The organism is Bordetella muralis, from assembly GCF_965139205.1.
Classification (GTDB): domain Bacteria; phylum Pseudomonadota; class Gammaproteobacteria; order Burkholderiales; family Burkholderiaceae_B; genus Bordetella_A; species Bordetella_A muralis.
Genome location: NZ_CBCSIU010000006.1, coordinates 56,254 through 78,259 on the forward strand (window position 1 = coordinate 56,254; position 22,006 = coordinate 78,259).

19 protein-coding genes are annotated in these 22,006 nt (G+C 60.2%); 5 read left to right on the plus strand and 14 right to left on the minus strand.

All coding sequences use genetic code 11. The annotated features are described in order from the left end of the window. Positions 1 to 30: 30 nt before the first annotated feature. On the minus strand, positions 31 to 996 hold the full coding sequence (locus ACNA0I_RS11230) for a 3-hydroxyacyl-CoA dehydrogenase family protein (RefSeq protein ID WP_415806090.1): 966 nt from the start codon (positions 994 to 996) through the stop codon (positions 31 to 33). A gap of 183 nt (positions 997 to 1,179) precedes the next feature. After that, a complete protein-coding gene (locus tag ACNA0I_RS11235) occupies positions 1,180 to 2,925 on the minus strand; it encodes an IlvD/Edd family dehydratase (protein WP_415806092.1) in 1,746 nt (581 codons plus the stop codon). Positions 2,926 to 3,052: 127 nt separating this feature from the next. Here ACNA0I_RS11235 and ACNA0I_RS11240 point away from each other — a divergent pair, with 127 nt between their 5' ends. Next, positions 3,053 to 4,057, plus strand: coding sequence for a Bug family tripartite tricarboxylate transporter substrate binding protein (locus ACNA0I_RS11240; protein WP_415806093.1), 1,005 nt, complete (start codon positions 3,053 to 3,055; stop codon positions 4,055 to 4,057). A 172-nt stretch (positions 4,058 to 4,229) separates the two neighbouring features. Here ACNA0I_RS11240 and ACNA0I_RS11245 read toward each other — a convergent pair whose 3' ends face one another. Together ACNA0I_RS11245 and ACNA0I_RS11250 are read right to left on the minus strand one after the other, a co-directional pair. Continuing rightward, the gene (locus ACNA0I_RS11245; RefSeq protein WP_415806094.1) at positions 4,230 to 5,195 is read right to left on the minus strand and encodes a 2-hydroxyacid dehydrogenase; all 966 of its coding nucleotides are present in this window, start codon (positions 5,193 to 5,195) and stop codon (positions 4,230 to 4,232) included. 93 nt (positions 5,196 to 5,288) lie between these two features. Further along, positions 5,289 to 6,284, minus strand: a complete 996-nt coding sequence (locus tag ACNA0I_RS11250; RefSeq protein ID WP_415806095.1) for a Bug family tripartite tricarboxylate transporter substrate binding protein — start codon at positions 6,282 to 6,284, stop codon at positions 5,289 to 5,291. 203 nt (positions 6,285 to 6,487) lie between these two features. Between ACNA0I_RS11250 and ACNA0I_RS11255 the strand changes: the two genes are divergently transcribed. Then, positions 6,488 to 7,405 (plus strand): LysR family transcriptional regulator, encoded by a 918-nt coding sequence (locus ACNA0I_RS11255; RefSeq protein ID WP_415806096.1) that lies wholly within the window; start codon positions 6,488 to 6,490, stop codon positions 7,403 to 7,405. An 81-nt stretch (positions 7,406 to 7,486) separates the two neighbouring features. Here ACNA0I_RS11255 and ACNA0I_RS11260 read toward each other — a convergent pair whose 3' ends face one another. From ACNA0I_RS11260 to ACNA0I_RS11280, 5 genes are all read right to left on the minus strand, one after another. Beyond that, positions 7,487 to 9,070, minus strand: a complete 1,584-nt coding sequence (locus tag ACNA0I_RS11260) for an aldehyde dehydrogenase (NADP(+)) (protein ID WP_415806097.1) — start codon at positions 9,068 to 9,070, stop codon at positions 7,487 to 7,489. Positions 9,071 to 9,307: 237 nt separating this feature from the next. Next, entirely contained in the window at positions 9,308 to 10,918 is a 1,611-nt protein-coding gene (locus tag ACNA0I_RS11265; RefSeq protein WP_415806098.1) for a GMC family oxidoreductase, read from the minus strand. A gap of 17 nt (positions 10,919 to 10,935) precedes the next feature. After that, the gene (locus ACNA0I_RS11270; protein WP_415806099.1) at positions 10,936 to 11,940 is read right to left on the minus strand and encodes an ABC transporter substrate-binding protein; all 1,005 of its coding nucleotides are present in this window, start codon (positions 11,938 to 11,940) and stop codon (positions 10,936 to 10,938) included. An 86-nt stretch (positions 11,941 to 12,026) separates the two neighbouring features. Continuing rightward, positions 12,027 to 12,842 carry an ABC transporter ATP-binding protein gene (locus tag ACNA0I_RS11275; protein ID WP_415806100.1) on the minus strand — a complete coding sequence of 272 codons (816 nt, stop codon included), beginning with the start codon at positions 12,840 to 12,842 and terminating at the stop codon, positions 12,027 to 12,029. Further along, entirely contained in the window at positions 12,839 to 13,606 is a 768-nt protein-coding gene (locus tag ACNA0I_RS11280; RefSeq protein ID WP_094820804.1) for an ABC transporter permease, read from the minus strand. The genes ACNA0I_RS11275 and ACNA0I_RS11280 overlap by 4 nt, the downstream gene beginning before the upstream one ends. A gap of 100 nt (positions 13,607 to 13,706) precedes the next feature. On the opposite strand from ACNA0I_RS11280, the gene ACNA0I_RS11285 reads away from it, so the two are divergent. The 3 genes from ACNA0I_RS11285 (at position 13,707) to ACNA0I_RS11295 (ending at position 16,286) form a co-directional block, all read left to right on the plus strand. Further along, positions 13,707 to 14,432: a GntR family transcriptional regulator gene (locus tag ACNA0I_RS11285; RefSeq protein ID WP_415806101.1), complete on the plus strand. Its 726-nt coding sequence runs from the start codon at positions 13,707 to 13,709 to the stop codon at positions 14,430 to 14,432. Positions 14,433 to 14,445: 13 nt separating this feature from the next. Beyond that, the gene (locus ACNA0I_RS11290; RefSeq protein ID WP_415806102.1) at positions 14,446 to 15,591 is read left to right on the plus strand and encodes a mandelate racemase/muconate lactonizing enzyme family protein; all 1,146 of its coding nucleotides are present in this window, start codon (positions 14,446 to 14,448) and stop codon (positions 15,589 to 15,591) included. A 176-nt stretch (positions 15,592 to 15,767) separates the two neighbouring features. Beyond that, entirely contained in the window at positions 15,768 to 16,286 is a 519-nt protein-coding gene (locus tag ACNA0I_RS11295) for a DUF2501 domain-containing protein (RefSeq protein WP_415806103.1), read from the plus strand. Between the two features lie 98 nt (positions 16,287 to 16,384). Here the strand turns inward: ACNA0I_RS11295 and ACNA0I_RS11300 are convergent, their stop codons facing one another. From ACNA0I_RS11300 to ACNA0I_RS11320, 5 genes are all read right to left on the minus strand, one after another. Next, a complete protein-coding gene (locus ACNA0I_RS11300) occupies positions 16,385 to 16,717 on the minus strand; it encodes a YegP family protein (RefSeq protein WP_415806104.1) in 333 nt (110 codons plus the stop codon). Positions 16,718 to 16,865: 148 nt separating this feature from the next. Next, positions 16,866 to 18,059 carry an MFS transporter gene (locus ACNA0I_RS11305; RefSeq protein ID WP_415806105.1) on the minus strand — a complete coding sequence of 398 codons (1,194 nt, stop codon included), beginning with the start codon at positions 18,057 to 18,059 and terminating at the stop codon, positions 16,866 to 16,868. A 188-nt stretch (positions 18,060 to 18,247) separates the two neighbouring features. Further along, a complete protein-coding gene (locus ACNA0I_RS11310; RefSeq protein WP_415806106.1) occupies positions 18,248 to 20,125 on the minus strand; it encodes an ABC transporter ATP-binding protein in 1,878 nt (625 codons plus the stop codon). Positions 20,126 to 20,550: 425 nt separating this feature from the next. Next, complete coding sequence (locus ACNA0I_RS11315; RefSeq protein ID WP_094820811.1) at positions 20,551 to 21,105, minus strand: helix-turn-helix domain-containing protein; 555 nt, start codon at positions 21,103 to 21,105, stop codon at positions 20,551 to 20,553. Positions 21,106 to 21,117: 12 nt separating this feature from the next. Further along, positions 21,118 to 21,900 carry an aldolase gene (locus ACNA0I_RS11320; RefSeq protein WP_415806107.1) on the minus strand — a complete coding sequence of 261 codons (783 nt, stop codon included), beginning with the start codon at positions 21,898 to 21,900 and terminating at the stop codon, positions 21,118 to 21,120. Positions 21,901 to 22,006: the final 106 nt, after the last annotated feature.

Sequence of the window (22,006 nt, forward strand, 5' to 3'; positions counted from 1 at the left end):
ATTGGCAAAGCGATTGAAATCCGGGACCGATCAGGGATCTATCGGCGGCAGTTCATCCGCAATCAAATCGAGTCCTGCGCGCAGCAATCGATCATAGCGCGCACGCTCAGTAGCGATACTTTCAGGCGTCCATTCATAAAAGCCTTGGCCTGCCTTCATTCCGTGCCTGCCGTCCGCGGCGCGTTCGGTGAGACAACGCGCAGGCGTATCGCTGTTGCAGAACGAGGGATACATCGTGGCGCCTGCCGCCGCGTGCACCTCGATTCCGGCATGATCGCGCTGTAATACTGGGCCGGCGGCCAGAAACCGGAAGCCAAAACCGAATCTCACAGCCGCATCGACATCCTCGGGCGAGGCGATACCGCGATCGATCAGATCAAATGCCTCGCGTGACAGCGCATGCTGCAAACGATTGGCCAGAAAACCAGGCAAGTCTTTCAATACCTTGACCGGGACCATGCCGCAACGGCGCATGAAAGCAATCAGGGCATCGGCCTGCGCGGGATCGCTGGCGTCGCACAACACCACCTCGACCAGCGGCACGAGATGCGCGGGCATGAAAAAATGCAGGCCCAACATACGATCGCGTGTCTTGAGTCCCTGGCCGATCGCGCTGATCGGAAAGCTCGAGCTATTGCTCGCCAGAATGGCATGCGCAGACGCACGTTGCTCCAGGTCTGCAAATAGGGCTTGCTTCAGATCCAATCGTTCTGGAATGCATTCGATCACCAACGCGACGCTGTTCCAGTCGACACTATCCAGATCGGGCGCTGTGTGTACATAATCCGCCGCCTCTGCGCGTCCCGCTGCGGCCAGATTAGCGGCGACGCGCGCAGGCAGGGCCTGGGCGCGCGCGGCATCGGGTTCAATGACGGTAGTGCGGCAATGCGCACGTGCCAGGACGACGGCCACGTCAGCGCCCATCGTGCCGCCACCTACCACCACGGCGTGCGTAGCGGCGGGGTTTGTGAGCAGCGGTTGAGGTAATGAAGACATCATGTTTCCTTTGATGGGCGGCGCGTTGAGTCATTGCGCACGTCTCGAATGCGTGGCGGATTCGACCGGATGCTAGTCAGCCCCTCGGCTCTATGACCAGGGTATCTGCAACACTGCGAATGCGAGAGAGAGGCGGTACAGCATTGTCCATCAATCCGGCGAAGGCAGGTGCAGTGGCATGGCCTAAGCCTTGCCGGGTACGCTTTCCTTCGTATCTGTGGCTCGCAGGAAATCAAAATCCACGCCTTGATCGGCCTGCGTCACGCTCTGCATATACAGCTTGCGATAGCCTCGTTCCCCGGTAGGGCGCTCGATGGGATGCGCAGCGGCGCGGCGGGCGAGTTCTTCATCGCTGATCAGCACGGCGATTTCTCGATTTTTCACCGACAGCCGGATGCGATCACCTGTTTGTATATGCGCCAACGGCCCACCCACCGCTGCCTCCGGCGTCACATGCAGCACAATCGTGCCCGCTGCCGTACCGCTCATGCGGCCATCGGAAATCCGCACCATGTCTTTGACGCCGGCCCGAGCCAGCTTGCGCGGAATCGGCATATAACCGGCCTCCGGCATACCCGGCCCACCGGTCGGGCCAATGCGCTTCAAGACCAGCACGTCATCCGCCGTGACGTCCAGGTCATCGTCGTCAATGCGATTGGCCATATCTTCGGCGTCCTCGAACACGACGGCCCGGCCTTCATGTTCCATGAGTTTGGGGTTAGCCGCCGATTGCTTGATGATGGCGCCACCGGGGGCCAGGTTGCCGCGCAAAACGGCCAGGCCGCCCACCGGATAGATCGGCGAATCGAACGGGCGAATCACGTCCTGCACGAAGGGGGCTGGCGCGGCGTCGAGCTCCTCGCCTAGCGTACGCCCCGATACTGTGAGCGTATCCAGATGTAGCAAGGGCCGCAGTTCACGCAGCAGCGCCGGCATGCCGCCCGCTTTGTGAAAGTCCTCCATGTAATGTTGGCCGGAGGGCTTCAAGTCGACCAGTACAGGAGTCTCGCGACTCAGGCGATCCAGGCCGGCCAGATCGATATCGATGCCCAGCCGTCCCGCCATTGCGGTCAAGTGCACGATGCCATTGGTTGAGCCGCCTACTGACAGCAGCACGCGCAACGCATTTTCGAATGCCTTGCCCGTCAAAATCCTGTCGGGCGTCAAACGGTTGGTCGCCATAGCGACAGCAGTGGTGCCTGTCTGCTCCGCCACGCGCATACGGTCAGCCGTGACGGCAGGCGCCGAGGCGCCACCAAACACCATGATGCCCAAGGCCTCGGCCAGGCACGCCATCGTGCTGGCCGTTCCCATCACCGAACAGGTCCCAACGCTGGCCACCAGTTGATTATTGACGTCGGTGATTTCCTCGGCGTCGATCTCCTCTGCACGGTAACGGCCCCAATAGCGGCGGCAGTCCGTACACGCGCCCACGCGTTCGCCGCGGTGCGAGCCAGTCAGCATGGCACCCGTGACCAATTGAATCGCCGGCACGCCTGCCGACGCGGCGCCCATCAATTGAGCGGGCACGGTCTTGTCACAGCCGCCGATCAGCACCACGGCATCCATGGGCTGCGCGCGAATCATCTCCTCGGTGTCCATTGACATCAGGTTGCGCAGATACATGCTCGTCGGCTGCGAAAAGCTTTCATGCACCGAGATCGTGGGGAAATCTACCGGCAACCCGCCCGCCAGCATCACGCCGCGTTTGACCGCCTCGATCAGCTGCGGGGCATTGCCATGACAGGGGTTATAGCTGCTGCCCGTATTCGCGATGCCGATCACGGGGCGAGACAGGGCGTCCTCCGTATAGCCCGCACCCTTGATAAAGGCTTTGCGCAGGAACAGCGAAAAGCCCGTGTCTCCGTAATTGGTCAGCCCTTTGCGCAGGCCAGTGGCGGGGGAATCAGGTTTTTTTGAGGAAGCCATTGTCATCTCAATAATATTATTGATAATCTATGGGCGATCATATCCGGGCCTTCTCGCGTAATGCAAGTACCGGAGGGTGGATCGACGCCAGAAACACATTCAACCACTAACCTGGCAGGAGACACACATGTTTTTATCGAGCAAGCGTCCCCCCGCAAGGCGGGCATTTCTGGCCTGTGCCTTGACCTTTTGTGCGAGCCTGGGCTTGCCCACCGTCGCTGCTGCCGCGGGCTATCCCGAGCGTCCCGTGCGTATGGTGGTGCCTTATCCGCCCGGCGGGGCAACTGATGTGATCGGCCGCGTCATGGCGCAGGAACTGTCGCTGGCACTGGGCCAGCAGTTCGTTGTCGAAAACCGTGCCGGCGCGACGGGCAACATCGGCGCAGATCAGGTCGCGAAATCGGATCCCGACGGCTATACGCTGTTGCTCGGCGCGTTGACGAGCCATTCCATCAATGCAGAGCTCTACAAAGGCAAAGTCCCTTACGACATCGAAAAGAGCTTTGCCCCGGTTTCTATCGTCGGTTCGGTGCCGCTCGTGTTTGTGGTGAATCCTTCGGTGGAAGTGAAGTCGCTGCAGGAATTCATCGATTTAGCCAAAAAGCGTCCGGGCTATTTGACGATGGCTTCATCGGGCAATGGTTCGCCCCAACATCTGGCCACCGAAATGTTCAAGAGCATGGTGGGCGTAGACGTCCTGCATGTGCCATACAAGGGCAGTGGCCCGGCGATGACCGATTTGATGGGCGGGCAGGTGCTCAGCATGATCGAGACCGTACCCGCCGCGCAGGGGCACGTGAAAGCCGGCAAACTACGGGCCCTCGCGGTGGCGTCAGATCAACGCGCAGAGGCCTTGCCTGATGTGCCGACGACCGCCGAAGCAGGTCTGCCGAATTTTCAGGTGAGCTCCATGTTCGGCATCGTGGCGCCTGCCGGAACGCCGGACGCTGTCATTCAGAAGCTGAATGACTCGCTCAAGCAGATCCTGGCCAAGCCCGAAGTCAAGGCCGCGCTGCTGAATCAAGGGGCGGTCGCGACATGGACGACGCCTGCGGATGCGGCTGCGCGCATTAGCGCGGAGCGGGCGAAATGGGCGAAAGTGATTGCAGACGCCGGGGTGAAAGGCGAGTAGGTTGCCGCGACGTGCACGGCCGTGCGGGCGGGACTGCGCATGACCGCGCCGCCGCGGGTGCTCGATGCGCGGAGCACGTGAGCGTGCGAAACCGCCATATGCGCAACGCAGGCTGCACCACGAGATGAAAACAAATACCCAGCATGATGAGGGTCATGCTGGGTATTTGGCATCAGACCACGCGTGTCAGTACTTCGCCTTTCTGAAACCAGCCATCGAGATTACTCAACACCAGATCGGCCATGGCCTGCCGAGTCTCTTCCGTACCGCTGGCCAGATGCGGAAAGAGCACGACTTGGTCCATGTCCAATAGCGCCTGCGGCACTTGAGGCTCGTGTTCAAACACGTCCAGGCCAGCGCCCGCGATACGGCCGTCTTGCAAGGCCTTGATCAATGCAGACTCATCGACAACGGTACCCCGCGCCACGTTGATGAGGTAACCCTTGGGCCCCAGCGCATTGAGCACAGCATCATTAATCAGATGTCGCGTCTCTGCTCCACCAGGCACAACCACCACCAGAAAATCGCTGTCTTCGGCCAGTTGGATCAGATTGTCGTAATAGCGATAGTGATCCGGCACATCGCTGCGCGCGCGGCGGTTGTAATACGCGATGCTCATGTCAAAGGCTTCGGCGCGTTTGGCGACCTGCAGGCCGATGCTGCCCAGCCCGACGATGCCGCAGCGTTTGCCGCTGGGTTTGATCGTCAGCGGAAAGACTTCGTTGAGCCAATGGCCCTCACGTACGAAACGATCCGCCAGACAGAGACGGCGCGACACGTTCAAGATCAGTGCGAGTGCGGTGTCCGCGACGCAATCGTTCAATACGCCCGGCGTATTGGTCACGACGACGCCGCGTGCCTTGGCGGTGCTGATGTCGATGGGATCGTAGCCTACACCCTGGCTGAAAATGCCTTCCAGCTTGGGCAGGCTATTGATCAGTTCTGCCGATGCGCCATGGCGTCCGCTGGTGACAATGCCACGCACGGTTTGCCCTTGCGTTTGCAGAAAGCCGGTTTGGTCTTTGATTTCCCACCAGCGGTGCAAGCGGTAATGGCGATCGACGTGTTCAGTGATGGCGGGTGGCATGGGGCCCACCATCAGTACGTCGATGAGATCCGTGGAGACAGCATCAGTCATGAAAAATCCAATCTATAGGGGTTTCAAAGACCCGCTTTGTCCTCTATGTTCCGATTCTGAAAGAGGGCAGCGGGTCCTTGCGTATGAAACTGCTTATTGTGCAAGCAGACCGCGTGCCTTGATGATTTCGCCATAACGCGCGCGTTCGCTCGAGGCCAGTTGCGCCAACTCTTCAGGCGTTGAGCCATGAGCACCTGCACCTTGGGCCAGCAGCTTTTGCTTGATGCCTTCCTCGTTGGCGACATCCCGAATGGCTTTCGAGAGTTTGTCGACGATGGCTTGCGGCGTGCCTGCGGGCACTAGCACCGCGGTCCAGGATCCACCTTGGGCATTCTTGATACCGGCCTCGTCGATCGTGGGCACATCCGGCATCGCGGGCGATCGCTTGTCACCCGTGACCGCCAGCGCGCGCAGCTTGCCGGCTTGGACGAACGAATTGGTTTCCAGCACAGAGGCGAACAACATATCGACGCGGCCGCCCATCAGGTCGCCCATGGCGGGGCCACCGCCTTTATAGGGAACGTGCAGCAACTCGGTGCCCGTAGCCAATTGGAAAACCTCCGCCGTCAGGTGAGGCGCGCCACCTGTGCCCGAACTGGCAAACGTATGTTGGCCCGGCTCGGCCTTGGCCAGGGCCACCAGGTCTTGCACCGTCTTGACGTTCAGCGAAGGCGGCACGACCAGCACAAAAGGCAGGTCCGAGAATAGCGACACCGGCGCGAATGCCACCGCTGGATCCGTCTTCAGCTTGTAGATCCATGGGTTGATAGAGAGCATGCCCGAGTTTGCGAACAGCAGCGTGTAGCCGTCAGGATCCGCACGCGCAACCAGATCGGCAGCGATTTGCCCACCTGCACCGGCCTTGTTGTCGACGACGATAGTCTGGCCCAAAGTCTGTCCCAGGCGTTCGGCCAGGATGCGGGCCGAAATATCGGTCCCCCCACCGGGCGAGAACGGAACAACCAGCGAAACAGGACGATTGGGGTAATCGCCTGCCGCCTGGCTGGCAACGGGAAAACATGCTGCGACCGCCAGGGTCAGTGCGCCCGTGATCTGGGCGCGAATACGGGAAATCCGCTTTGCTTTCATGCGTGTGTGTCTCCGCAATACCGTTTTTGAATTGATCTTTAACTGAGCCGCTCTCGCTGGGTCGCAGCGGGCATGCTTTCTGGTTTACGGCATCTTTGAATGATGCCAACGGCAAAAGTATAGGGGCGCTGACACCATTCAATACCAATTGAGCTATAAATAACATTGCCCGATACACATATTGAATGGATGGATGCGGCAGTATGGAACTGCGTCAATTGGAATGTTTTGTCGCCGTGGCGGAGGAATTGCACTTTGGCCGGGCAGCGGCGCGCTTGCGCATGACGCAACCGCCGCTCAGCCGGCAAATACAGCTGCTGGAACAGGATCTGGGCGTGACGCTGCTCGAACGCCATAGCCGCGTTGTCAGGTTGACTGCGGCGGGGCAGCGTTTGCTGCGAGATGCGCGTCATCTATTGGATTATTCGGCACGTGCAGCGCTCGCGGCGCGGCGTGCTGCGCATGGCGAAGCGGGTCATCTGACCTTGGGGTACACCGCGGTGGCAGCCTACCGTTTGATGCCGGCGATGCTGATGCGTGCGCAGCAGGTGCTGCCCGACGTCAATATCCAGCTGCGCGAAATGGTGTCGAGCGATCTGGGCCGATTGCTATTGGCGGGCGAACTCGACGTCGCGTTGACGCGGCATGTGCCCATGCATCAGGGGTTGGAGAAACGGTTGATGGAACGCGAAGCGCTGATATTGGCGCTGCCCGCCGGTTCTCCGCTGTGTGCGATGGATACCGTGCCGCTGCGTGCCTTGCATCAACAGCCGTTGATACTGTATTCGCCAGGCGACAGCCGATATTTCCATGACCGCATTGTCGGTGCGATGGGCCTGGCCAATATCGCGCCGCGTTATGTACAACGCGCCAGCCAAACGCATACTTTGGTTGCGCTGGTCAGGGCAGGATTGGGATATGGCATCGTGCCGGATTCGGCGCGAGAGCTGCATTTCGAGGGTGTGGAATATCGCCCCATCGCGCAAAAGAACCTGTACGCAGACATTTATCTGGCGTGGCGGCAGCAGGCGGACAATCCTACGGTAGAGGCGTTCCTGGATCGCGTCGCGGGACGGGATGGGATGAAGAACGGGCCCGATACCACGCCGGATGACGATTGAATCGGTGACGCAAAAAAATAACGCCGGCTTCGATGGCGAAGCCGGCGTTATCGTGGTGCTCTACCGTGTTTCTATCCAGGATCAGGGCTTTTGCGGCGCGCCGTCAACCAGACGCCACAGACCCAGCGGATTGGCCTGTTGAACCGCCTCGGGCAGCAGCGCGTCAGGCAGATCCTGATAGCAGACCGGACGCAAGAAACGATCGATCGCCGTCGTACCCACCGACGTGTACATCGCATTGGACGTCGACGGGAACGGACCACCATGCACCATGGCGTAGGTGACTTCCACACCCGTGGGGAAGCCATTGGCCAGAATACGGCCAGCCTTGCGTTCCAACACCGGCACGAGCGTACGAGCCGCCTCGACGTCGCTGGCTTCGATCTGCAGCGTGCTGGTCAACTGGCCTTCCAGGTGTTCGGCGATCTCGCGCATCTCCGCGACGTCGCGCACGCGGATCAGCAGCGAGGCGGGGCCGAATACTTCGGCTTCCAACGCTTTGTCTTTCAAGAATCGCTGTGCATCGGTGCTGTATAGCGCGGCTTGGGCACTATTGGGGCGGCCTTCGTTGCTTTGGCCCTTGGCCACGCACGATACGCCTTCGACAGCGCTCAGTTGCGCCACGCCGGAGTTATAGGCGTCGGCGATGCCCGGGGTCAGCATGGTGCCGGCCGGTGCGGGTTGCAGCGCTGCAGTCACCGCAGTCTCAAAGCGCTTCAGATCCGGACCGTCGATTGCAATGACCAGACCCGGATTCGTGCACAGTTGACCCACGCTGCCGGTCAACGAGGTAGCGAAGCCTTGTGCAATGCTTTCTGCGCGGGCAGACAACGCGCCCGGGAACAGGAACACGGGGTTGATGCTGCTCATCTCGGCATAGACGGGGATCGGCTCGGGGCGGGCATTCGCGGTGCGAACGAGTGCCAGGCCGCCTTGGCGCGAGCCGGTAAAGCCCACGGCCTTGATCGCGGGGTGTGCAACCAGCGCATCACCCAGGGTGCGGCCTGCACCGAACAGCAGCGAGAACACGCCTTCGGGCAGGTTGTTGTCTTTGACGGCCTTTTGAATGGCGCGGCCCACCAGCTCCGACAAACCGGGGTGACCGCTATGCGCCTTGACTACAACCGGGCAGCCCGCGGCCAATGCCGAAGCGGTATCGCCACCGGCGACCGAAAATGCCAACGGGAAATTGCTGGCGCCGAACACGGCGACCGGGCCGAGCGGCACGCGCGCCAGGCGCAGGTCCGAACGGGGCAGGGGCTTGCGTTCCGGTTGGGCAGGATCGATGGTGGCGTTCAGGAACAGACCATCACGCACGACTTTCGCGAACAGACGCAGTTGGCCAACGGTACGGCCGCGCTCGCCTTGCAGGCGGGCTTCTGGCAGGCCGGTTTCGGCCATGCCGCGCGCGATCAGTTCGTCGCCCAGCGCCATGATGTTGTCGGCAATGCTTTCCAGGAAAGCGGCGCGCTGAGCCAGCGGTGCGGCGCGATAGGGATCGAACGCCGCGGCGGCCAATTCGCAGGCGCGATTGACTTCGTCCTTGCCGCCCATGCCGAATTCAGGCTCGATGTGTTCGTTACGAGCCGGGTCAAACGCGCGCTGTGCGCCCAGCGTGCCGCGCACGGCGCTGGCGCCGATGAGCATCTCACCAGTGATAGACATGGAAAAGTCTCCTGAAGCTGAATTGAATGGATTCCGGAGGGAGTCCGTATAAACGTTCTAGTATAGGGAAAGATCGTGGCCGGCCTGAGGGTTCTTTTCTGATTCAGTCAGAAAAAACATCGATCCATACAGGAATTGAATCAAATGGTGGGACGAAAGGCGTGGGAAACGCTCCTCGAGGGGCAGCGCTTTGGCGTGAGCCAAATACAGGTCAGGGCAGCACCATTGGGCAGGGCTTCACTGATGCCCGGCAGAGCCGCGGATCAGTTGAGCGCCTTTTTCCCCGATCAAAATCGCGGCCGCATTGGTATTGGCCGACACCATGGCCGGCATCACTGACGCGTCAATGACGCGCAACCTGTCCACGCCCTGTACACGTAGCGTCGGATCGACGACTGCTTGGTCATCGCTGCCCATACGGCAGGTCCCCGAGACGTGGAATACAGTTCCCCCGCGTTCGCGCGCGAACTGCGCCAGATCCTGCTCTTTTTGTAATCCACTGCCTGGCATGTATTCCTCGCCAGTGGTGAATTCGCGGAAAGTGGGTTGATGATAGATGTCGCGCAGCATGCGCAACCCTGCGACCAGGACTTTGATGTCGTGCGGTTCTGTCAGATAGTTGGACACGATACGCGGCGGGTCGAAGGGATCGGCCGAGCGGATCTCGACCGTACCGCGAGAATCGGGCCGGCATTGTGTGGCCGATGCGGAAAAACCAGAAAATCCATGCAACGGATCACCAGGCTTGTCTACCGATAGCGGCATGACGTTGAACAGAATATCGGCCCGGCCATCACGTGCATGCTCGGTACGCACCATGCCTCCCACCTGGCCTGCACCGACCGTCAACGGACCCGCTTTGTTGAACAGCCACTTCGCGCCCATGTTGGCGAGCTTGAACGGATTGCGCACGTCGTCATTGAGCGAGAGTTTGTTTTTAACCTTGACGATGACGCGTGCCTGATAGTGATCCTGCAAATTGCAGCCGACCTCCGGCGCGTCGACATGGACCGGAATCTGGTGCTTTTGCAGCAGGCGGGCAGGGCCGATGCCGGATAACTGCAGCAGATGAGGCGACTGCAGCGCGCCTGCGGCCACTATCACTTCGCCTGCTGCATGAGCGCGCATGACCTGGCCGCGCTGCAGCCAGGTGACGCCGTGGCAGGTGCCACGCTCTATCAGCAATCGCGTGACATGGGCATCGGTTAAGACCGTGAGGTTTCGACGTGCCCGCACCGGACGCAAAAAAGCCGTGGCTGCGCTGTCGCGCCAGTGTCCTCGCAGTGTCAGCTGGTAGCTGCCCAGGCCGCTATCCTGTGCGCCATTAAAGTCAGGACTGGCGGGCAAGCCCGCTTCGGCGCCCGCCCGCAGCCAGGCCGAGCACAGCGGATGATCATTGCGCAGGTCCGAGACATGCAGTTCGCCCTGATCACCGTGATACTCGCTCGCGCCGCCCGCGTAGCACTCGGATTGCTTGAAAATGGGCAAGACATCCCGATAGCTCCAACCTGTCGCGCCCAGACGCGCCCAATCATCGTAGTCCGCGTGTTGGCCGCGGATATAAATCAGTCCGTTGATTGAGCTCGAGCCTCCCAGCACCCGGCCGCGCGGCCAGACGATAGAGCGATTGCCCGTTTCGGGTTGAGGCTCCACGTCAAATTGCCACGAATAGCGCGGGTCATAGATAGACCGGAAATATCCCACGGGCAGCTTCAACCAGAATCCCGTGTTTGCGCCGCCAGCCTCCAGCAGCAATACCCGGCAGGCCGGATCTGCACTCAGGCGATTGGCCAGCACACAGCCGGCGGAGCCGGCTCCCACAATGATGTAGTCGTAGGTTTGGGACATGGCGCGTTGCTGCGAGGTTAGGCTTTCACGATGTCTAGATAGGGCTTGGGATCGAAATAGGTACTGGCAGGCACCGGGTTGGAAATATTGGCGGTCTTGACGAAAAAGTCCGTGACCTGCTGCAGCCATTTCGTGACGGTGCCGTCGGCGTACTTGGCCCGCCATTCGCTGGAGGTGAAATACTTCGACGCTTTGAATTGATTCTTGAGGTCGGCCAGCGGGACTTCGGGATACTGTTTCTTCTGTAATGCTGCAATGGCCTCGTCCGTGTGCGAAAGCAGGTGGTCATTGGCCTTGACCCAGCCCTTGATCAGCGACTGGATCAATTGCGGATTTTTATCGTAGAAGTCATTGCGCGCCGCCCAGCCGCCGACGATGGCGGCCTCGGGATAAAAGGCCGAGGCATCGACCAGCATGCGTGCACCCTCGGATTTTTGTTTGACGGTCACATCAAACGGCACCCATAACGCCACGGCCGGTACGGCGCCCGAAATAAAGGACGTGACGGCTTCGGTCATGCGTTGATTCACGATCTGCACGTCCTTGCCTTCTTGCAGATTGGCGCCTTGCAGTACCCGATTCAGGAACACGTGTGCAGTGGTGCCGGCCGTGGTCGAGATTTTCTTGCCCTTGAGATCGGCGGCGCTCTTGATGCCGGAGTCGGCCCGGACCCAGAGTTGCGCGGTCGCATATTCCACATTGTTCAGCAAAAAGACTTTGCCTTGGCCGCGTGCCGGGAAATTGGATACTACGGCGCCGGTGGACAATACATCGAGACTGCCTCCGATCATGGCCTGGAACAATTCAAGTCCGGTAGTGAACTTGATCATCTGCAAATCCAGGCCTTGCTCGGAAAAGGCGCCGGTTTCCAGGCCCGTCCAGATCTGGCCGTCCACGGCGGGCGTATGTAGATAGCCTACGCGCACGGACTGCGCGGCACGTGCCAATAATGGCATGCCTAGGCCTGACATGGCGGCCGCGAGGGTGCCGGTTTTCAATAAGGTTCTGCGCTGCGGATTCATGTGGAGGCTCCTTTTAGCAGGCGAAACGACGACATAACAGATCAAGAAAAACGGGAACAATGCGGCGTGAGACACGCGCGCGAGGATCACTCAGACAGACGCACCGCCTGGCTAGCCTGCCGGGCGTATTCCTCCATGACCAGGCTGCGGATATGCGACCGCAACTCACCAAAGCGCGGGTCTTCATGCAAATTCTCCGCACGCGGATAAGCAAATGGCACGTCGATCACCGTACGGATCCGCGCCGGCCTCGCCGTGACCACCACAATGCGCGATGACAGGTAGATGGCTTCCTCGACAGAGTGCGTGATCAGCATGACGGTTTTGTTTTCGGCCAGCAGGACTTGCAGCAGCAAGTCCTGCATCGCGCTACGCGTCTGCGCATCCAGCGCGCCGAAAGGCTCGTCCATCAGCAGAAATTGCGGTTTGACCGCGTAGGCGCGCGCCAGGGCCAGGCGCTGACGCATGCCGCCGGACAAATGCTTGGGATGATGGTTGGCAAAATCGGCCAGCCCCATCAGCGACATGTAGCGCTGACAGATCTCGTCGCGTTCGGCGCGGCTGACTTGATTGGCGCGCAGCGTCAGGCCGAACGCGATGTTTTCCTTCACGGTGAGCCAGGGAAAGACGCCGTATTCCTGAAAAATCACGCCCCGGTCCGGCCCCGGGCCGGTGACGGGCTTTCCATCCAGCTGGACTGTGCCCTGGGTAGGCTGCAAAAACCCCGCCACCATATTCATCATCGTGGTCTTACCGCAGCCCGAGGGACCGATGATCGAAACAAATTCGCCTTGGCGGATATCGAGATTGATGCCGTCGAGTACCCGCATGGGTCCATGCGCCGTCGGATAGTCCACGGATACATCGGAAAACTGCAGGCGTACAGGGGTATTCGATGTCATGCAATCCGCTCCTGCCATGCCACCAGACGGCGCGCCAGCGCGCGCAGAATCAAATCCATGATCAGCGCGATGAGGCCAATGCAGATGATGCCGACGTAAATGATATCGAGCTGAAAGAACGAGGACGCGTCTTGAATCAAGGCGCCCAATCCCTGCTGCGCGGCGATCAGCTCCGAGGCTACCAGCGTCGCCCAGGCCACCCCCAGCGCCACACGCAGCGCGGTCAACATATGGGGAATCGTGAGCGGCACGATGACCTTGCGGAAGATCTCACCGTCGCTCGCGCCTAGTGTCCGCGACACACGCACGAATATGGGATTGATCTGCGCAATGCCTTCGTACATGACGATGACGCCGGCAAAGAACGACGCATAAAACAGGATCGCGATCTTGGCGGACTCGCCTATCCCAAAATACACGATCACCAGCGGAATCAACGCAATCGGCGGCAGGGCGCGGAAAAAGTTGATGACCGGATCGACAAAGCTGCGTATCGATTGATACCAGCCCAGTACGAATCCGACGGGCACGGCCAAGACAATCCCCAACACCACGCCGACCAACACGCGCTGAGTGGACATCAAGATGTCGTGAGGCAGCCGGGTTTGCATCAGCTCCAGGAATTTCGCCAGCACCTCGTGCGGGCTGGGGACCAGGGCAGGGCTGACCAGGCCGCTGGCTCGCACTGCATACCACGCCAATACGATGAGCAACCACGGGGCGGCGATCAACGCCACGCGTTGCACTACGGAACGATTGCGCAAGATGTCTCCTCCGTAAATCAAAGCGAAGGCGCTTGACCTTTTATAGGTCAAATCGTACTGTAGACCATACGTTCAGCAAACAACATATGGCTATTTGTTTATGGCTATCAACTTTCACGACAGCCCTATTCCTCGCTATCTCCAACTGGCAGACCTGATGCGGCAGCGCATCGGCCGCGGTGTGTGGGAACAGGGACAAAAAGTACCGTCCCTGGAGGAGCTCGTTGCCGAGTTCGGGGTGGCCAGGGTGACCGTTCGTCAGGCGATGGATGTCCTGACCCGCGAGGGATTGGTGTCCCCCCAACAGGGGCGAGGGACATTCGTAACGGGCCTGCCGCCCAATGACCGCTGGCTGCGGGTGCAAACCACTTTGGCTGAACTGGCCAATATGTACCGGGACACCAAGCCCAAGATCGTGACGATCGACGAGTCCATTCATCGCGCACCGGTCACGCCGCAGGACGGCACGGCGGCTGAGCGCTATGTCTTTATGCGCCGTGTCCACGAACGCCTGGATCAGCCGTATTGCGTGATCAATATTTATCTGGCCGAAGATGTCTTTCGCCAGCATCCGGAGCGCTTTCGCAATGAAACCGTGATTCCGCTGCTGGTCTCCATGCCCAGCATCACGATCGCCCAGGCGCGGCAGGCGTTGACCATCGGCACGGCCGACACCGAGGTTGCCCAGCACTTGCAGGTGGCAGTGAATACGCCCATTGCCGAAGTGCGCCGCGTCTTTGTGGACGCAGACGGGCGCGTGATTTATCTGAGCGAGGTCTCCTACCGCGGGGATTTCATCCACGTTGAAATGAACTTGATTCCCTGATTGTTCCAGAGCCATGACGAATAACGACCGCAGTATCCATCCCACCAAACTCAGCGTGCATGTGTTGCGCTATCCCCTGGAAAACCCCGTGCGTACCTCGTTCGGTACGATGTATAGCCGTCCCGCGGTCTTTGTGCGCATAGAGAATCGCGATGGCGCGCACGGTTGGGGCGAGGTCTGGTGCAATTTCCCTTCGTGCGGAGCCGAGCATCGGGCATTGCTGGTCGAGACGGTACTGCAGCCTTTGCTGCTGGATCGCGAATACAAAGATCCCGCAGCCGCCTTTGCGCATCTGACAGCGGCAACGGAAGTCCTGGCCTTGCAATCCGGTGAACCTGGTCCCATGGCGCAGGCCATCGCCGGCATCGATCTCGCGCTGTGGGACTTGTGCGCTCGCCGCGCTGGTCAGCCGTTATGGGCCTTTCTGGGGGGCACGCACGATCAGGTCCAGGTCTACGCGAGTGGCATCAATCCCGATGATCCGGCCAGCATGGTGCGCAAGAAATACGACGAGGGTTACCGCGCTTTCAAGCTCAAACTCGGATTTGGCCAGGAGCGCGATCTCCAGAATCTGCGCGATGCCCGCGATGTGATCGGCATGGATATGCCGTTGATGACGGATGCGAATCAAGGCTGGGACGCGCCTACAGCTGCCACCATGATGGCGGCCATGGCCGAGTTCAACCTCGCCTGGCTCGAGGAGCCCCTGCGTGCCGATCGGCCGTTCGCCGAATGGCAAGCGCTGGCTCGCCACTCTGCGATTCCCCTGGCAGCGGGCGAGAATTACCTGGGGCTGAGCATGTTCCAGGCGGGAATTGACGCCGGATTCCTGCAAATCGTTCAGCCCGATCTGGCCAAATGGGGCGGTATTTCTGGCTGCTTGCCTGTCATTGAAGCGGTGCGGGCTGCCGGCCTGCGATATTGCCCGCATTACTTGGGGGCAGGCATAGGCCTGATGGCATCGGCTCATCTGTTGGCGGCGGTCGATGGTATTCACCATGGCGGCTTGCTGGAAATCGACGCGAACGACAATCCTTTGCGTACGCTGCTCAGCGAGCCTTTGCTCAAACTGGATAATGGTCTGGCCCATTTGGGGCAGGCGCCGGGTATCGGCCTTGAACCGGATGTGCAGGCCTTGCAGGCCAGTTGTGTTCGATAGCGAGCCCATGTCCGGGCAGTGACAAGACGGATCGAGGTGTTACGGCACTCCTGGAGAACCGCCTCGGTTATTCATACTTTGTCGCATTCGGCCTGCCGTCTTTGCTTTGTTTTTCTTGTTTCGCGTCACATGCCGCCGCTAGGATGAATTCGGTTTTCTCAGACTGGAGTGATGCAATGAAACTGAATCATCGTCATGTCATCGGCATAGCCGCCCTGATCGCCGCGCCACTTTTCGCAACAGGCGCGAATGCGCAGTTGCTGGATGCCGTCAAGGGACAGGTGGGCGGGGAGGCGGCGGCGCAGACCGGATCGTCCTCCGGCGGCATCACACAAGGGCTGGGCGGCGCCTTGGGCGGCAGCGGCGGCGGAAATAGCTCGTCGGTCCTGTCTGCCATCAGCGGCGGCTCGGCGAGCTCCGGCACGGCGGGCAATGCGGCGGGCGTGCTCGAGTTTTGCATCAAAAACAACTACTTGAGCGGCAATGACGCCTCGTCAGTAAAGGACCAGTTGATGGGTAAACTCGGCGGATCCGCAAAAGCCTCGTCCGATGCGGGATACTCCAAAGGGTCGTCGGGCGTGTTGACTACCAGTAACGGAGCGTCGCTCGATCTGAGCAGCGGCGGTGGCCTGAAAGAAGAAATCACCCGTAAGGCGTGCGATCAGGTACTGGACCAAAGCAAGTCTTTCCTATAAAGAAACAGGCCTCCCGAGGGAGGCCTGTTTCTTGCATACTGCCTCGCGGCAGCCGGTACGCGTCGTCTATCGCGTACCGCCACGTGACGCGAATAACGTCAACTGTTATCGCGGATATCCGCCGTCGACCCATTTTGCTTGACGGATTCGATACCGCCATCGCGAGCCGCCTCGCTGCCATACATCTGGCTGTTGGCGATGACCTGATTATTGGCAGCCCGCAACGAGAAATAGAACTTACCGTTCGATGATGTGGCCGACTTGTATCGGGCGCTGTCACCGCTGTTCTTTTGTACCGAGGAGATGCCGTTCGAGGCCGAGGCCTTGGTCTCGTACATCTCGCTGGTCAGGATGATTTCCCCGTTGCCGGCTTTCAGGGAAAAGTGGAATTGCCCGTTGCTTGCTTTTTTTAGTTCAAACCAACCTGCCATGATGGACTCCTTGGGTTGAAAGCGATGAGCGAAACGATACGTGGCGGGACCTTGCCCCGCAGCGCTTCACGATCATAGGGAATGCAGCGGGTTTTGCCTAGGCTGGGATCGTTTTTTTTCGAGATTCCAGCCCAGGATTTGCATTGCTTTACGTTGCCTGCTGCAGCGTGTCGCGTTGTCGATCCATCGAGACCGAAATCAGCCACAGTAAAAAGCCGCCCAAGGCGAGCAGGGCGCCGACCCAGCCTGGTGCGTGCCAGCCGTAGCCCTGAGACAACGCCAGTCCACCCAACAGCGGTCCCAGTGCATTGGCCGTGTTGAACGCCGAATGGTTCAGCGCCGCAGCCAGGCCCTGCGCGTGTTCTGCCACATCCATCAGGCGCGTCTGCAATACCGTACCCAGTGCGCCGCCGACACCGACCAGGAAGACGGCGGGCGTGATTGTCCAGATGCTGTCGATGCTGAACGTAAACAACACCAACGAGACTGCGCTGAATACCAACAGCCCGCCAGCGGTCGGCATCAACGCACGATCAGCAAATTTGGGAATGATGAGATTACCTGCTGTCATGCCGATGCCAAATACCCCCAGTACCAATGGAACGGTATCGGGCGAGACGTGAGTCACCTCCAGCAGAATATCGGCGAGATAGGTATAGACGGCAAACAAGCCGCCAAAGCCGATTGCGCCTATGCCGAGCGTCATCCAGACCTGAGCATGGCGCAATGCGCTCAACTCGCGCAGCGGACTGGCCTTGGGGTCGGCGGGCGTGGCTGGCGCAAACAAGGCAACGAGCAATACGGTGAGCAGACCGGTCGCGGCCACCAAGGCGAATCCCCAACGCCAGCCCACGACGTGTCCCAGCCAGTTGGCCATGGGAACACCAATAATCGTGGCAACCGTCAGACCCAGAAACATGCGGCCGACTGCCTGGGTGCGGCGGTTCTCCGGCACCAGCGACACGGCGACCAGCGACGCAATGCCAAAGTAGGCGCCATGCGGCAAACCGCTCAGAAAGCGCAGCACCATCATCCATTCATAGGTGGGTGCAAAGGCGCACAGCCCGTTGAACAGCGCGAAGCTGCCCATCAACAACAGCAGCAGTGCGCGTCGAGGCAGCCGGGCTGCCGCCACGGTGATCAACGGTGCGCCTACCACTACCCCCAGCGCATACGCGCTGATGACGTGGCCCGCCGTTGGCGCGTCAATACCGAGCGCGGGCGCAAAATACGGCAGGAGGCTCATGGTGGCGAATTCGGTAGTGCCAATAGCAAATGCGCCGATAGCGAGCGCAAACAGCACTAGGCCGGGCGAACGCGGCCCGGAAACAGAGGAGGTCATGGAGTGATTCTTGGGAAATGAAAAGGCAGGGGGGCGCCATGGCCCGCGGCCGAAAAACGCTTAATTGTAGCGCCCCTCTTATGACAGCAATACAACGTCCTGATGGGATCGATATAACGAGGACGATATAACGAGCAGAACTGAGCGACAGTAGGGCGGGGCGTGGCCCCGCGTGCGCCGAAAAATTGTCAGCTTTCGGTCAGTATGGCATCGTCCTCCGTGTCCAATGCCATAAGCGGGCGGCGTTGCTGTGCGCCATCGGGCAAGGTCAGGCCTTTGGTCAATTCCAGGGCCTGGCGCTCGAGCAACCGGCGATACAGGCCGCCCTCGCGTTGCATCAGTGCCTGATGATTGCCTTCCTCGACGATGCGGCCTTTGTCCATGACCAGCAAACGGTCCATGGTACGTATCGTAGACAGCCGGTGTGCGACCACCAGCGTCGTGCGTCCGGCCATCAGGCGTTCCATGGCCTGCTGGATCAAGGCTTCGCTTTCACTGTCCAGGCTCGATGTCGCTTCGTCCAATATCAGGATAGGCGCATTGGCCAGGAACGCGCGTGCAAGGGCGACCCGTTGGCGTTCGCCGCCAGAGAGCTTGACGCCGCGTTCGCCCACCATGGTTTCATAGCCTTTGGGCAATGCGGTGATGAAATCGTGGGCACTGGCCTGACGCGCGGCTTGTTCGATCTCTGCGCGCGTAGCGTCGGGCCGGGCATAGGCAATGTTTTCAGCCAGTGTGCGGTGAAACAGCACGGGTTCTTGTTGCACGATGGCGATCTGGCTGCGCAACGAGGCCTGCTGCACGTCAGCAATATCCTGGCCGTCAATGGTGATGCGGCCACTGTTAATGTCATAGAGCCGTTGGATCAGCTTGATGAACGTTGTCTTGCCAGAGCCCGAATGACCCACCAGACCCACCCGTTCGCCCGGCTTGATGCGCACCGAGAAATCGTCGTACAACGCGACAGGGTGCGCGCCATATCGGAACGTGACGTTCTCAAAACGGATCTCGCCTGCCTGGATCGCGATAGGACGCGCATCGGGTTTGTCACTCACACCGAGAGGCTGTGCGTGCAGCGAGACGAGCTCTTCCATATCGTTGACCGAGCGTTGCAGGTTGCGGATGTGCATGCCGATATCGCGCAGATAGCCCTGCAGGATAAAGAACATCGTCAAAGCAAAGGTGATGTCGCCGACGCTGGCTTGCCCTTTGGCCCAGAGCAGCAGGGCAGAGCCCAGAATGGCGGCTTGCATGGCAGCGAGCATGAGGCCTTGTACGCCACCGTTGAGCGTGCCGCGCACCCAGCCCCGCCGGGTGCGGTGGCGCCATTTGCCCAGGATACGTTCCAGCCGGACTTCTTCGCGCGATTCCGCGCCGAAGGCCTTGACGACGGCATTACAGGTCACGGCATCGGCCAAGGCGCCGCCCAGCCGCGTATCCCAGGCATTGCCCAGACGTGCGGCAGGCGCAACAAAACCCAATGACAAGGCGGTCGTCACCGAGATGTACACCAGCGATCCCACACCGACCACCAGCCCCATGATGGGCCATTGCACACCCAGCAGAATGGTCGCACCCACCAGCATGCCTATCGATGGCAACAACGCAATCAACAAGGTATCGTTGAGCAAGTCCAGCGCCCACATCCCGCGCGTGATCTTGCGCACCGTCGAGCCGGCGAAGCTATTGGCATGCCAATCCGTAGACAGCCGCTGCACACGATGAAATGCGCGCGAGGCGATCGCGGTCATCATGTTCAGCGTGAGCTTGATGATGTTGAAGTACACCAGTTGCAGAAAGATCGTGCTGCCTAGCGCCAACGCCGCCAGCGCCCAGAAAGCGGTCGTCGCCATATCCCAAGCGCCGGGGCCGCTGGAGATGCCCGCCGCCACTGCGTCGACCAGCCGTCCGGCAAACATGGGCGTCAACACATCTGCCGTGGCCGAAAGCAGCACCAACAGAATGATCAGCAGAGCGCGCCAGGGCTGTTCGCGCCAATGCCGAAACGTAAAACCTAAAACGTCTTTGAACGCTTGTCCGCGAAAATCAATTTTTCTTCGAGCCATTTTTTATTGCCCGGTATCGTGACGAATGCCGGGGCTTTCAACAAGAACAATAGAAAGAGACATTGCCGCGCGTCCGTAAAGGCGGATAGGCCGAGCAAAATGTCTGGGATGGGCGATAGGCTGCCGCAAGTGCGCAGAACGCGGACTTACAAGCGAAAAGAGCTTGGCGGGCGGCCCAGCGCCAGCGACGACTTAAAGGTGTCGCGGGTCCACGCTGGGGAAAGCATTGCGAACGATGGACATCAGACGCCTCCCTGGTGGTGAGTGAAATGGTGGAAGAAAGCGGGGTACGGAATGATGGACGGTAAACGCCCAAGTACCAATGATATCAGCCCACGCTTGACAATGGCAATGCATTCGGTCTTGTTTCTGTGGCGGATGCAACACTCGCCTCGCGAGGGCTGCTGGTCAGCGCAGCGCTGCGATCAACGCGCTGCGACGACCAGCACTTCGGCGATTTCCCGGCTGACCGTGCGCATGCGATGGGGAAGTTCCGAATCGAAATACACCGAGTCGCCGCAATCCAGCCGAAACTGCCGTTCGCCGACGTGGACCTCGACTGAGCCTTTGAGGACTAGCATGAACTCCTCGCCAGGGTGCGGGAACACGGCTTTATCTGCGGGAAACTTGCGCGGTGGGCGCACGACAAAGGGCTCCATCGTGCGGATCTTGCGCCGGCCGGCCATGGACTGGTAGTGGTAGCCGACATGGGTGCCATCGCGCACCAGGGGCTCGCGGTCTGCCACGCGCACGATGCTGGTGGTTTCTTCTTGTGCATCCATGTCCGCGCCGACCAGCTGCGACACACCGATATCGTAGGCCTGCGCCAGGCGGAGCACCGTGGAAATGGAGGGCTCGCTCAGGCCGCGCTCCAGCTTGGATAGGTAGCTCTTGGTCAGGCCCGTACGCTGGGCCAGTTGCTCCAGCGACAGGTCTTGTTGGCGGCGCAGGGCGCGAAGTCGGTGTGGCAGGTCTTGCATAGGCAATTCGGATCAGGTCAGCACGTCAGTATGGGTGCGCAGGGCTCGACGTGCATAATACGCGAAGCCGATCTGTGACCGTTTCGGCGTCAAGATCCAATCGTGCGCCTCCGTGCCGAGCTCCGGCGGGATGGGCCGGATCGTGCCGGCGCCCATTGCCAGCAATTGCATGCGGGCCGCACGCTCGAACTGCAGCGACAGCACGCAGGCTTCCTCGATCGTGGTCGCGGCGACCAACATGCCGTGATGGGATAGCAGGATGGCGCGCTTGTCGCCCAGGGCTGCCGAGATGATTTCGCCTTCTTCGTTTCCAACGGGCACGCCGGGCCATTTTTCCAGAAACGCGACATCGCCATACAGCGTGCAGTTGTCCATGTGCGAAACCTCGAGCGGGACCTCCAGCATCGACAGCGAAGCGACGTGCAACGGATGCGTATGAATAATGCACTGCACGTCGGGCCGGGCGCGATAGATCCACGAATGAAAACGGTTGGCCGGGTTCGGCATGCCGTCGCCGTCCTGTACCTGCAGGTCTTCGTCGACCTGCAGTAGATTGCTGGCTGTGATTTCGTCAAAGCCCAGTCCCAGGCGCTGGGTGTAGTAGCTGCCCGGCGTTTCCGCGCGTGCGGTGATTTGTCCGGCCAGTCCCGAATCATGGCCGCCATCAAACAAGATGCGGCAGGTCAGCGCGAGGCGTTCGCGCTTTGTCCACTGCGAGTCGGCGAATTGACGGCGCATTTCGGCCTGCGCTTTCTCGACCAGTTCTTGTTTGGACAGGTGCATGGTGTCTGCCATGGTGCTTCCTTTCGTGTGGTGTTTTGCGTTATGCGTTATGACTGGTATGTCATGCAGCGTGATCCGTCATTCCTGATGCGCACGGTGACGTGTGCCATGTGAAGGA